At 69.6% G+C, this 12,276-nt stretch carries 13 protein-coding genes; 7 read left to right on the top strand and 6 right to left on the bottom strand.

All coding sequences use genetic code 11. The annotated features are described in order from the left end of the window. Positions 1–189: 189 nt before the first annotated feature. From nhaA to RM1_RS06150, 3 genes are read left to right on the top strand one after another with little or no spacing between them, the layout of a single operon-like run. Complete coding sequence (nhaA, locus tag RM1_RS06160; RefSeq protein WP_083576569.1) at positions 190–1,461, top strand: Na+/H+ antiporter NhaA; 1,272 nt, start codon at positions 190–192, stop codon at positions 1,459–1,461. Continuing rightward, a complete protein-coding gene (locus RM1_RS06155; RefSeq protein ID WP_072750597.1) occupies positions 1,454–1,987 on the top strand; it encodes a phage holin family protein in 534 nt (177 codons plus the stop codon). The genes nhaA and RM1_RS06155 overlap by 8 nt, the downstream gene beginning before the upstream one ends. Positions 1,988–2,020: 33 nt before the next feature. After that, positions 2,021–2,950 (top strand): alpha/beta fold hydrolase, encoded by a 930-nt coding sequence (locus RM1_RS06150; protein WP_072750464.1) that lies wholly within the window; start codon positions 2,021–2,023, stop codon positions 2,948–2,950. 74 nt (positions 2,951–3,024) lie between these two features. Here the strand turns inward: RM1_RS06150 and RM1_RS06145 are convergent, their stop codons facing one another. Genes RM1_RS06145 through nth form a run of 4 tightly spaced genes read right to left on the bottom strand, consistent with a single transcriptional unit; the run spans position 3,025 to position 6,293 of the window. Continuing rightward, on the bottom strand, positions 3,025–4,215 hold the full coding sequence (locus RM1_RS06145; RefSeq protein WP_072750463.1) for a MarP family serine protease: 1,191 nt from the start codon (positions 4,213–4,215) through the stop codon (positions 3,025–3,027). Then, positions 4,212–4,919, bottom strand: coding sequence for an NUDIX hydrolase (locus RM1_RS06140; protein ID WP_072750596.1), 708 nt, complete (start codon positions 4,917–4,919; stop codon positions 4,212–4,214). The genes RM1_RS06145 and RM1_RS06140 overlap by 4 nt, the downstream gene beginning before the upstream one ends. Positions 4,920–4,933: 14 nt before the next feature. Further along, positions 4,934–5,605, bottom strand: a complete 672-nt coding sequence (locus tag RM1_RS06135; protein WP_072750462.1) for a TlpA family protein disulfide reductase — start codon at positions 5,603–5,605, stop codon at positions 4,934–4,936. Positions 5,606–5,612: 7 nt separating this feature from the next. Then, a complete protein-coding gene (gene nth / locus RM1_RS06130) occupies positions 5,613–6,293 on the bottom strand; it encodes an endonuclease III (protein ID WP_083576568.1) in 681 nt (226 codons plus the stop codon). 185 nt (positions 6,294–6,478) lie between these two features. Between nth and RM1_RS06125 the strand changes: the two genes are divergently transcribed. From RM1_RS06125 to RM1_RS06110, 4 genes are all read left to right on the top strand, one after another. Next, a complete protein-coding gene (locus RM1_RS06125; RefSeq protein ID WP_072750460.1) occupies positions 6,479–6,745 on the top strand; it encodes a hypothetical protein in 267 nt (88 codons plus the stop codon). Positions 6,746–6,923: 178 nt separating this feature from the next. Next, positions 6,924–7,598 (top strand): Crp/Fnr family transcriptional regulator, encoded by a 675-nt coding sequence (locus RM1_RS06120; RefSeq protein ID WP_027500354.1) that lies wholly within the window; start codon positions 6,924–6,926, stop codon positions 7,596–7,598. Between the two features lie 182 nt (positions 7,599–7,780). After that, entirely contained in the window at positions 7,781–8,659 is an 879-nt protein-coding gene (locus tag RM1_RS06115; protein WP_072750459.1) for an alpha/beta hydrolase, read from the top strand. 78 nt (positions 8,660–8,737) lie between these two features. Next, a complete protein-coding gene (locus RM1_RS06110; protein ID WP_072750458.1) occupies positions 8,738–9,670 on the top strand; it encodes a LysR substrate-binding domain-containing protein in 933 nt (310 codons plus the stop codon). An 84-nt stretch (positions 9,671–9,754) separates the two neighbouring features. Here RM1_RS06110 and RM1_RS06105 read toward each other — a convergent pair whose 3' ends face one another. Together RM1_RS06105 and RM1_RS06100 are read right to left on the bottom strand one after the other, a co-directional pair. Then, the gene (locus RM1_RS06105) at positions 9,755–11,089 is read right to left on the bottom strand and encodes an MFS transporter (RefSeq protein WP_092667713.1); all 1,335 of its coding nucleotides are present in this window, start codon (positions 11,087–11,089) and stop codon (positions 9,755–9,757) included. 189 nt (positions 11,090–11,278) lie between these two features. After that, positions 11,279–12,274: an amidohydrolase family protein gene (locus tag RM1_RS06100; RefSeq protein ID WP_072750456.1), complete on the bottom strand. Its 996-nt coding sequence runs from the start codon at positions 12,272–12,274 to the stop codon at positions 11,279–11,281. Positions 12,275–12,276 lie beyond the last annotated feature (2 nt).

Here is a 12,276-nt window from a genome sequence, read left to right as displayed (position 1 = left end):
TTCCACGGAATGGACATCCACCGCCCAAACCTCAGGAAGCAGATCACCCCCGCCGTTTCCGGGGCAATCCAGCGCGAGGTGTTTGCGCCGAGCGGTATCAAGATCGCGTTAAGCTGCTAGCGGAGCGCCGGGAAGTCTGGTCGGCACATGGCACACCTGTACGCCCGCGACCACCTGGAGAAGCCTGACGTGATCCAACCGCTCCGCTCCGAACTGACCCGGTATCTGCGCACGGAGACCGTCGGCGGGTCGATCCTGCTCGTGGCGGCCGCCGTCGCCGTCATCTGGGCGAACTCCCCTTGGGCCGACGCATACACCGCCCTGAGGGACTGGCAGGTCGGGCCGAGCGCGATCCACCTGAACCTGAGCCTGAACACCTGGGCCCAGGACGGCCTGCTGGCGGTGTTCTTCTTCGTCGCGGGCCTCGAACTCAAACGCGAACTGGTCGTCGGAGAGCTGGCCGACCGCAAGAAGGCCCTGCTGCCGATCATCGCGGCGGTCGGCGGCGTGATCCTGCCCGCGCTGATCGCGCTCGCGGTCGGCTGGGGCACCCCCGGCATCGAGCAGGCCTGGGCGATCCCGGTCGCCACCGACATCGCCTTCGCCCTCGGCGTGCTCGCGCTGACCGGATCGAGGATCCCGGCCAGCGCCAGGGTGTTCCTGCTCAGCCTCGCGGTCGTCGACGACCTGCTGGCCATCATCATCATCGCCGCGCTGTTCACCACCTCGATCGCGATGCTGTGGCTGCTCGGCGCGGTCGCCTGCCTCGCCGCCTACGCGTACGCGCAGCACCGGCGGATCACCACCCCGCTGCTGTACGTCCCGCTGGCGCTGCTCGCCTGGTACTCGATGCACGAGGCGGGCATCCACGCCACCCTCGCGGGCGTCGCCCTCGGCCTGCTGACCAGGGTCCGCAGGGACCCGGGCGAGGCCGAGGCCCCCGCGACCCGGCTCGAGCACCGGATCCAGCCGTTCTCCGCGGGGTTCTGCGTGCCGGTGTTCGCCCTGTTCGCCTCGGGGGTCCCGCTGGGCCGAGAGGTCCTCGAGTCGATGTTCACCGACCGGATCGCGCTGGCGATCATCCTGGGCCTGCTCGTCGGCAAGACCGTCGGCATCTTCGGTGTCTCGTGGGTCGCGGTCCGGCTTGGCCTGGCCACGAAGCCGGGAAACCTCGGCTTCCGCGACATGTTCGCGCTGTCGGTGCTCGGCGCGATCGGGTTCACCGTTAGCCTTCTGGTGGCCGAACTCGCGCTCGAAGGAGCCGAGGCGGAGACGGCGAAGGCTGCGGTCCTGTTGACCTCGCTGACGGCGTCACTGATCGGCTCGGCGCTACTGTTGCGCCGGGGGCGCGTCCACCATGCGCGCGCCAACGCGGCCGGTTCCGCGACCGGTCAGAAACGACCACACTCCGGCGAGCCGGACGACGACACCTTGGAGGGGCGCAGACGTGAGCATCAGTGACCGCAACGGCGACAGGTACGACCGGCTGACCGGGGACGGGGTGCCGAACACCATCACGTCGATCCCGCTCACCGACGTCGATGCGCACGCCCCCGGCACCGCCAGCATCGGGAACCTGGTCAAGGACGCGACCACGCAGGTCTCCACCCTGGTCCGCGCCGAGGTGGCGCTCGCCAAGGCCGAGGTGACCAGCGAGGTCAAGAAGGGCCTGCAGGGCTCGCTGTTCTTCATCCTCGCCCTCACCGTCCTGCTGTTCAGCTCCTTCTTCTTTTTCTTCTTCCTCGCCGAGACCCTCGCCGTCTGGACGCCGCGCTGGCTCGCGTTCCTGATCGTGTTCCTGCTGATGGTGGTCACCACCGCGGTGCTGGCGCTGTTCGGCTACCTGCGGGTCCGCAAGCTCCGGGCCCCGGAGAAGACCATCGACTCGCTCCGCCAGGCCGCGACGGTGCTGCCGAACGCCGCGGAATCGAGCTACAAGCACGGCGACTACACGCCGGGCGAGTACGCCCGCCGGACCGCACCCTAGCGCCGGCATCGAACCGAGAGCATCACCCTTCCCGTGACCTACCCGGATCCCTCCACAGTCCGATTCGACGGCCCGTGGCAGCACCGCGACGTGCACGCCAACGGCATCCGCTTCCACGCGGTCGAGGCGGGCCCGTCCGACCCAGGCGCACCGCTGGTCGTCCTGCTGCACGGATTCGCCGACTTCTGGTGGTCCTGGCGTCACCAGCTGACGGCCCTCGCGGACGCCGGCTACCGCGCGGTCGCGTTGGACCTGCGCGGCTACGGGGACAGCGACAAGCCGCCGCGCGGATACGACGGCTGGACCCTGGCCGGTGATGTCGCCGGGCTGATCCGCGCCCTCGGTCACACCGAGGCCACGCTCGTCGGCCACGCCGACGGCGGCCTGGTGTGCTGGGCAACGGCGGTGCTGCATCCCCGGCTGGTCCGGTCGATCGCCCTGGTCAGCTCGCCGCATCCGATCGCGCTCAAGCGGTCCGTGCTGGCCGACAGCGCCCAGCGGTCCGCCTTCCTGCCCGCGTTCCTGCGCTGCCAGCTGCCGTGGCGGCCCGAGCGGATGTTGACCAGGGACGACGGCGCCGAAGTCGAGCGGCTGTTGCGCGGGCGGTCCGGTCCGGAATGGCCGCAGACCGAGGAGTTCGCGGAGGTCGTCGAGCGCGCCAGGTCCGCGGTCCAGATCCCGGGCGCCGCGCACTGTTCGCTGGAGTACCAGCGCTGGGCGTTCCGCAGCCAGTGGCGGCCGGACGGCCGCCGGTTCATGAAGGCGATGAACCAGGTGATGACCATCCCGGTGCTGCAAATTCACGGGGACCAGGACCCCTACGTACTGGCCGCCGCCCTGCGCAGGGACACCCGGTGGGCCCCGGGGCGACGCCTGCACACCGTCGCGGGCGCAGGCCATTTCGCCCATCAGGAGCGGCCTGCCGAGGTGACCGCCGCGCTGACGGAGTTCCTCACCCGCTGACCTCCCGGCGAGTGTGCAGTTGTCAGCGCGTCCACTCGGGCGATGCCCTGACAACTGCACACTCGGCGAAGCCGCTAGAGGATGCAGCCGCCCGTGTTGACCGCGTTGCTCGCCGCGGAGGCCGCGGCCAGCTGGCGCGAGACCTCCTCGGCGGTGAGCACGAAGCCGGTGTCGCTGTTGTCCACCGCGGCGCCGAACACCACGCCGAGGACCCTGCCCTGCTCGTCGACGAGCGGCCCACCGGAATTGCCCTGACGGATCGAACCGCGCACCGTGTACACCTCGCGCTCGACCTCGGCGGCGCGGTAGATGTCGGGGCCGGTCAGGTCCAGGGTCTCGCGCACCCGGGCCGCGCTGGCCGTGTACGGGCCGCCACCCGGGTAACCGAGGACGATCGCGCTGTCCCCGCTCCCGGCCGGCTCGGGCGCGAACGGCAGCACCGGGGCCCGCAGGCCGGGAACCGCCAGCACCGCGACGTCGACCGCAGGATCGAAGAGCACCACCTCGGCGTCGAGCGGCCCGTCCGCTGTGTCCACCGAGACCCCGGTCGTCCCCGCGACGACGTGCGCGTTGGTCATGACCCGCTCCGGCGACACCACGAAACCGGACCCCTCGAGCGCGCGCTGGCAGCTCGGTGCGACCCCGCGCACCCGGAGCACGCTGGTCTGCAGCCGCTGCGCCACTGGACTGCGCAGCACGCTGGGGTCGGGCGGCTCGACGACGGCGATCGGGGTGCGGCCGAACGGCCCGATCACGTCGGGCAGGCCTGAGGTGTCCAGCAGCGCCGAGAACTCGTCCGGCAGCCTGCGCATCCAGCTCGGGGCGTACTCGTCCACCTGCGTCAGGACCCGCGACCCACGTACCGCGCTGGCGACCTCCGGTTGCGAGGACGCGGTCAGCGGGATGGCCAGCAGCCACGCGGCGACCAGGACGGCGGTGCATTGCAGGCCTGCACCGATGACGCTGTCCACCGACCGCGCGACCGGGCTGTGCATGCCGCCCCTCGCGGCGCGGCCGAGCACCATGCCCGCGACCTCGCCGACGACCACCAGCACGATGATCAGGGTGATGCCCGCGAGCACGCGCATCCGACCCTCGTCGACGTGTACCAGCACGTGCGGCGCGATCAGGATCCCCGCGACCGCACCGAGCACCACGCCGAAGAAGGCGAGCGCGGACGCGACCGCCCCGTGCCGCCACCCCGACGTCGCCGCCAGGATGGCGATCGCGAGGATCGCGAGGTCGATCCAGGCTGAACCGGTCATCGCTCGTGTACCTCCACGATCCCCGCGTCCACCTCGGCCAGCGCGACCTCGAGGTCGCGGATGTCCGATCGGTCCCACTCGATCTCCCAGCCGGAGATCGCGATCAGCCCGGCCAGCACGCCCGCGGTGAAGCCCCACACGAGCATGCCGTCGACGAGGAACGCCGGGCCCTGGTAGCCGAGCCGGTGCCGGACCTGGAAACGGTTGTCCGGGTCGAGCAGGGTGCGCATCGGCACCCTGGCCACCCGCTCGGTCTCGGCGAGGTCAACCGCGCGGACCGGGGACGGGCGGTCCCAGTACCCGATCACCGGCGTGACGTCGAAGCCCGAGGGCGGGACGAAGATGCCGGGCAGCACCGCGAGGGTGCGCACCCCGGCCGGGTCGAGCCCGGTCTCCTCCTCCGCCTCCCGCAGCGCGGTCCCGACGGGCCCGTCGTCCCCCGGATCGCTGGCACCACCGGGAAAGGCGATCTGGCCGCCGTGCTGGCGCAGGGTGGAGGCGCGCTGGAGCAGCAGCAGGTCGGCGTCCTCGGGCAGGCCACCGACCGCGATGGGATCCGCCTCGGGGGACCCGCCGAAGAGCACGAGCACCGCGGCCTCGCGCGCCGCAACGCCGCTCGGTGCCCGCCGCAGCAACACGGGGTTGACGGAATTGGATTCCGACGGCGGCAGCGTCGAGACCCGACGCAGCCATTCCGGCGGCAGGTGGTTGGTCTCGCTCACACGCTCACGCCCAGCTTCTCGCGCACCGCGTCGGCGATCTGGTCGGCGCTCTCGAACGGCACCGGCAGGACCCCGGCCACGGTGCCGTCGGCCCGGACCAACACTGTCACGGGCAGCACGTTCGGAGCCCCGACGGCCGCGGCGATCTTGCCCGTGCCGTCCTGTACGCCCGGCAGGTGCACGCCGTACTCGGTCAGGGCGGACAACGCATTCCCTTCCTTCGGGTCCTGGTGGACGGTCAGCACGGTGACGGCGTCTCCCGCGCGCTGCGCGTACTCCTGCAGGGCGGGCAGTTCCCTCGCGCAGGGCCCACACCAGTAGGCCCAGAGGTTGACCAGCGCGGGCTTGCCCGCCAGCGCGGCACCGACGTCGATCCTGCCACCGTCGGAGAGGCACTCGAGCCCGATCCCGGCCAGCGGTCCGGCCGGGACCGCACCTGGCGCGGGAGCCGGGCAGGCGCTCAGGGCTGCCTCGGCACGCACCCCGGCCAGAGCCTCGGGGGTGTCGCCTGAGGCCCGCTCCTGGGGCGCAGCGGTGGGGACGCCGTAGTCGGCATAGCTGCGCGAGCCGGTCTCCTCCGAGTCGCCGCGCGGCCAGATCGCGACGATCAGGGCCGCAACCACCACGAGCGCGGCCAGGCTCCACCGGCCGGTGTTCGACAATCGCACGTTCAGCTCACCGACCCGCCAGCTCGAGCAGATGTTCGGTCTCGGGGCCCTTCACCAGCGCGGCCGCCGCCACCGGATCGGTGACCCCGATCCCATAGGAGGGACAGTCCTTGGCCAGCAGGCACACCCCGCAGGCCGGCTTCTTCGCGTGGCAGACCCGGCGGCCGTGGAAGATCACCCGGTGCGAGAGGTCGGTCCATTCCTTGCGCGGGATGAGTTCGCCGACCGCGTGCTCGACCTTCACCGGGTCCTCCTCCTGCGTCCAGCCCCACCGCCGGACCAGCCTGCCGAAGTGGGTGTCGACGGTGATACCCGGCACACCGAACGCGTTTCCGAGAACCACGTTTGCCGTCTTCCTGCCGAAGCCGGGCAGCGTCACCAGATTCTTCAGGTCGCCGGGGACCTCGCCGTCGAACCGTTCGAGCAACGCCTGCCCGAGCCCGATGATCGAGTTCGCCTTGTTCCGGTAGAAGCCGGTGCTCCTGATGTACTCCTCGAGCTCCGTTCGGTCCGCCTCGGCGTAGTCGCGGGCGGTGCGGTAGCGGGCGAACAGCGCGGGCGTCACCTGGTTAACCCGCACGTCAGTGCACTGTGCGGACAAGATGGTCGCCACCGACAGCTCGAGCGGCGTGGTGAAGTCGAGCTCGCAGTAAACGTGCGGGAACGCCACGGTCAGCGTGCGGTACATCCGGCGCGCCCGGCGCACGAGGCCGAGCCGGGTCGCCTCCTTCGCCGGTCGCACAGTCGGCGCCGCCCCACGCGGGGCCGGGGTCTGCGATGCGGTGGTGGACACCGGACCAACTCTACGGACGGTGCCAAACGGAACTGGACATCGTTTCGCTTCTGAGACAAACGCCGTGTTTACTACCCGGTATGCAAGGACTGGCTGTGGTGCTCTTCCCAGTGCTGCTCATTCTTTTTGCACTGGCAATGGAGCGGGTGGAGTTCCGGCTGCGCCGGCTGACCGTGCGCGAGCAGGAGGTCCAGGAGTTCCTGGACAAGGCGAGTCATGCCGACGTCGCCACCCTGGCCAACGAGGGCCTGCCCCGGGCGCTCGCCCGGTTCCACCTCCGCCGCAAGCGCGGCGCCGAGGACGAGGACGACGACGAATCGCAGGCGCAGGAACAGCGCGCCAGCTGACCCTTCCGGAGTGTCGGACCCTGTTCGGCATGCGACGCGTGGCGTCGGTCACTAGTCTTCGACGTCGGGACGATAGACTTCCATCGAGTACCAACGATAGGTCGACGCGATCTTGCGTCGATCACGTCGGGGGAGACCACACGATGGCGTCCCCCAACGACCCGAAGAAGGAGCACACGTGGACGAGATCCTGGCCAGAGCCGGAATCTTCCAGGGAGTCGAACCGTCGGCGGTGGCCGCGCTGGTCAAGCAGCTGCAGCCGGTCGACTTCCCTCGCGGGCACGTGATCTTCAACGAGGGCGAGCCCGGTGATCGGCTGTACATCATCGTGTCCGGCAAGGTGAAGCTCGGACGCCGCTCCCCCGACGGTCGCGAGAACCTGCTGACCATCATGGGCCCCTCCGACATGTTCGGTGAGCTCTCGATCTTCGACCCGGGCCCGCGTACCTCCACCGCAACCACGGTGACCGAGGTCCGCGCCGTGCAGATGGACCGCGACGCCCTGAAGTCGTGGATCGATCAGCGCCCCGAGATCGCGGAGCAGCTGCTGCGCGTGCTGGCCCGTCGCCTGCGCCGCACCAACAACAACCTCGCGGACCTGATCTTCACCGACGTCCCCGGCCGTGTCGCCAAGGCGCTGCTGCAGCTCGCCCAGCGCTTCGGCACCCAGGAGGCCGGGTCGCTGCGCGTGACGCACGACCTCACCCAGGAAGAGATCGCCCAGCTGGTCGGCGCCTCCCGCGAGACCGTGAACAAGGCGCTCGCCGACTTCGCGCACCGCGGCTGGCTGCGCCTCGAGGGCAAGAGCGTGCTGATCTCCGACTCGGAGCGCCTGGCCCGCCGCGCGCGGTAACCCACAGCGACAACAAATCGGCCATCCCGTCATGCGGGGTGGCCGATTTGCGTTGTGGCCCGTCCATATAGGCGTAGGGGCATATCCGAGAGCGGAATTCGCATTCGACAGGCATGGGACCGAGACCGCAGTATCGAGGGATGAGATCCGTTGCACCACGGGCATCCCGGAATGGGCATCTGATGTCCGACCCGCAGACCGACGTCGAGTACAACGTCCGGAACACCGTCTCGCCGGAGCTCTTCGACGAGATCATCGCCGAGTACCTGGCCCGATCCGAGAGCGCGGTACGGGGCCTGCGCGGATTCACCGACATCTACTACGACCCGCACAGCCAGCAGAAACTGGACGTGTGGGGAACCTCCGACGAGCCGAGGCCGGTGTTCGTCGCCATCCACGGCGGCTACTGGCGCGCCCTGTCCCGACATCACACGGCCTTCATGGCGCGCGCCCTCGACAGCGAGGGCATCGCCACCGTCACCGTCGACTACGGCCTCGCGCCGGAGACGCCGCTCGAGGAGATCGTCCGCCAGGTCCGAGCTGCGGTCGCTTGGGTCTACCACCACGGCGCCGACCATGGGCTCGACCCCGATCGGATCGTCGTCGGCGGCAGCTCCGCAGGGGGGCACCTCACCGGCACCCTCATGGTCCCCGGCTGGCAGCAACCCCTCGGCCTACCCGAGAACGTCGTGCGTGGTGCCATGCCGATCAGCGGACTGTTCGACCTCCGCCCGCTCGTGGACTCGTTCGCGAACGAATGGCTCGGGCTCGACATCGAGCGCGCGCGGGCGCTGAGCCCACTGCTTCTCGCGGACGGACCGGGACCGACGGCCGTGATCGCGGTTGCGGACCGCGACGGCGCCGGGTTCCGCACGCAGACCAAGCGGTTCCACGACGCCTGGGCCGAACACTCCGCCTGCACCCTGCTCGTCGTTCCCGATCGCAACCATTACGACATCTTTCTCGATCTTGCCGACCCCACCACCACGCTCAACCGCGCCCTCGTCCGGATGATCGACGGGCTCGCAGAACGGCACTCCGCCGCCCGCGCCCTGCCATAGCCGAAAGAGCATAGCGCGGACCGAGAACTGTCGCATTCAGCTATTGCCAGGGCTCCAGATCCCGATAGGCTCGGCCGCATGGACATACCCAAACTGCTCGACGGGCGGCTGAAGCTGCGACACCTCGTGCTCGTCGATGCGCTGACGAAGCAGGGCAGCGTGGTCGGTGCCGCCGCGGCGCTCCACGTGACCCAGCCGGTGGCCACCCGCAGCCTGCACGACCTGGAGTCGATCCTCGGAGTGGAACTGTACGAGCGGGGCCCGCGCGGCATCACCCCGACGATCTTCGGCGAGGCCTTCACCGCACACGCGAGGGCCGTCATCGCACAGCTGACACAGGCGGGCAGGCACGTCTTCGAGCTGGCCGAAGCGGATCGCGGGACCGTGGTGGTCGGCACCCACCTCGCCGGTTCGAACGTCCTGCTCCCCGGCGCGATCGCGCGACTGAAGGTGGAGCGGCCCCTGCTCACGGTGATCGTGCGGGAGGGCACCCCCGAGACCCTGCTCGTCGAGCTCGAGGCCGGCCGGGTCGACCTGATCGTCGGCCGGCTCACCTCCCCCACCGACCAGTCCGCCATCCGCGACACCCTCTACGAGGAATCGGTGGAACTCGTCACCCGCGCCCGCCATCCGCTGGCCGAGCTCGACAGCCTGACGCTCGCCGACCTGGCCGACTACCCCTGGATCCTGCCCGGCACCGAGACGTCGCTGCGCCGCGAGCTGGAGGAGTTCTTCGCCAGGAACGGCATGCCCCTGCCCGCGAACCGGGTCGAGGCCACGTCGTTCCTCACCGTCCGCCAGCTGCTCATCGAGACCGACATGATCGCCGTGCTGCCGAGCCTGATCCCGCGCGACGACGCCCGGCTGACCACGCTCCCGGTGGCGCTGGATCCGATCGGGCACAGCGTCGGGATCACCCTCTCCCCCGGCCGCACCCTCAGCCCGTCTGCCGAGGCACTGGTGGGCAATCTGCGTCGGATCGCCGCGGAGATCGCCCCGCCCGGTCGGTGAGCTCGTCGCCGTCGCGCCGACGGCGACGAGCCGCCCACCCGTCGGGGATGAGCGGCTCGTCGAGAGTGCGATGACTCGCCGGTCCTACGCGTGCGCGTGCTCCTGCGCGGTCGCGGCCTGCGGCCCGCGCGACGTCGACGGCACCAGCCGGAACAGCGCGATCGCGCCCGCAAGGCTGATCGAGCAGATGATCACCAGGTACCAGGTGACGCCGGCCGACGATCCCGTGGCGTTCAGCAGCGCCGTCGAGATCATCGGCGCGAGGCCGCCACCGAGGATGGCTGCGGTCTGCAGGATCAGCGACGAGCCCGAATAGCGCACCCGCGCCGGGAAGGTGTCCGCGATGATGCTGCCCTGCACGCAGTGCGTGACAGGGACGATCAGGCCCATGCCGAGGAACGCGATGACCGCGAGCACCGAGTTCTCGGTGTTGAGCAGCGGGAGGAACGCGATGCACCACAGCAGGATCGCCGCCGATCCGGCGATGAACATCGTCCGCCTGCCGTAGCGGTCCGCGACCATCGTCCAGAACGGGATGCTCGCGAACCACAGCACGGCCGCCGCGGTCACGCACAGCACCAGGAACTGCTTGCCGTATCCGAGGTGCTGGGTGCCGTAGGACAGGGTGAACACCATGAAGGCGTACGCGACCGCGGAGTTGGCCACCACCGCGAGCAGGGTCAGGGAGAGTCGGGGGAACCCGACCTTCAGCGACTCCCGCAGCGGGAAACGGACCACATCACCCTTCTCGAGAACCCCAGCGAACGACGGTGATTCCGTCACCCGAAGCCTGATCACCAGGCCGATCGCGACGAGCACGAAGCTCAGCAGGAACGGGATACGCCAGCCCCACGACGCGAAGGCCTCGTCCGGGAGCACCGCGTTCGTGGTCAGGAAGATGGCGTTGGCGAGCACGAGACCGGCAGGCGTCCCCATCTGCGGGAAGCCGGCATAGAGGTTCTTCTTACCCTCGGGCGCGTGCTCCATCGACATCAGGGTGGCGCCCGCGCCCTCCCCGCCGAGGCCGATGCCCTGCACGATCCGCAGCGCCACCAGCAGCACCGGGGCCCAGAACCCGATCGAGTCGTAGTTCGGGATCAGCCCGATGAGCGTGGACCCGATGCCCATCATCACGAGCGAGACGACCAGGGTGGCCTTGCGGCCGATTCGGTCACCGAAGTGGCCGAACACCAGGCCACCGAGGGGTCGGGCGACGAAGCCGACGGCGAAGGTGCTGAAGGCCGCGAGGGTGCCGACCGACGGGCTCAGGCTGGGAAAGAACTGCTTGTTGAAAATGAGCGCGGCCGCGGTGCCGTAGAGGAAGAAGTCGTACCACTCGAGGGTCGTGCCCGCGAGGGTGGCCATGGCCACCCGACTGCGGGCCGCCGCGGCGGGGCCGGGTTCCGGATTCTCGTTCATCGTGGGACCTATCATGTTGGGAGACAGCGGATGTGGGGACCGATGGTGACGCAAACAGGGTGCGTGCGTTGCTGATCACAGTCTCACCGTGTGAGCCATGACACACAAATGCCGATTCGCCGATCTTCCATGCCCATTTGGTCATAGCCGGCGCGCCGGACCGCCCCGACGAACCGGGCGCCGATCCGATCAGCCCAGCCCCAGGAACCGCTCGGCGTTTCCATGGGAAATCAATTGCCGCGCAGCGTCATCGAGGCACTCACTCTTGCGCACCACTTCTCCGACCGGCCGCTCCCCCAGCGGGTAGGGGTAGTCGCTGCCCACCATCACCCGCTCGACGCCGACGGTGTCGACCAGCAAGCGCAACGCCCGTTCGTCGAAGACCACGGAGTCCACGTAGAAGCGACCCAGGTAGTGCGACGGCGGGAACTCCGACGTGCCGATCACGTCGTTCCGACCGTGCCAGGCGTTCTCCATCCTCCCCAGCCAGAACGCGAAAGATCCACCGCCGTGGGCAAATCCGATCTTCAGGCTCTCGTCGATCCGGTCGAACACGCCGCCGAGGATCAACGCAAGTATGGAGAGATGGGTCTCGGACGGCATCGCGGTCAACCACTGCGCCATCCACCGATCCAGCCGAGGGGAGCTCGCCATGTCCCACGGGTGCACGAACACCGGCACGTCCAGCGACGTGCAGTGCTGCAGGAACGTGACCACGCCCTCGCTGTCGAGGTCCAGGTCGCCGACATGGTTGCCGATCTCGACGCCCCGGTGCCCGTTGGCGATGCACCGCTCGAGCTCACGGCACGCGGCATCGGTGTCCTGCAACGGGACCTGGCAGAACGGGATCAGGCGATCCGGGGCGGGTGCGACGATCTCCAGGGCGAGGTCGTTGAAGATCCGCGCGATCCGCTCCCCCTGCGCGCCGGTGCGCCCGTAGTTGAAGAACGCCGGGGTCGGCGAGACCACCTGCGTGTGCACACCGTCCGCGTCCATGTCCCGCAACCGGGTTTCGGCGTCCCAGGCGTCCGCCTGGATCCGGCGGAACTCCTTGGTGCCCATCATGATCATCGCCTCGGACTCGGATTCGATCCGCAGCCACGGCGCCTCCGGTCCCGCGTCCGACGTCAGGTCGGGCCACCCTTTCGGCACGTAATGGGTGTGGACGTCGATCATTCCGCTCACGT

It is taken from the genome of Rhodococcus maanshanensis NBRC 100610 (genome assembly GCF_001894865.1).
Classification (GTDB): domain Bacteria; phylum Actinomycetota; class Actinomycetes; order Mycobacteriales; family Mycobacteriaceae; genus Rhodococcus_G; species Rhodococcus_G maanshanensis.
The sequence above is the reverse complement of the archived record's forward strand: the minus strand, read 5'-3'. Positions and strand labels throughout refer to the sequence as shown.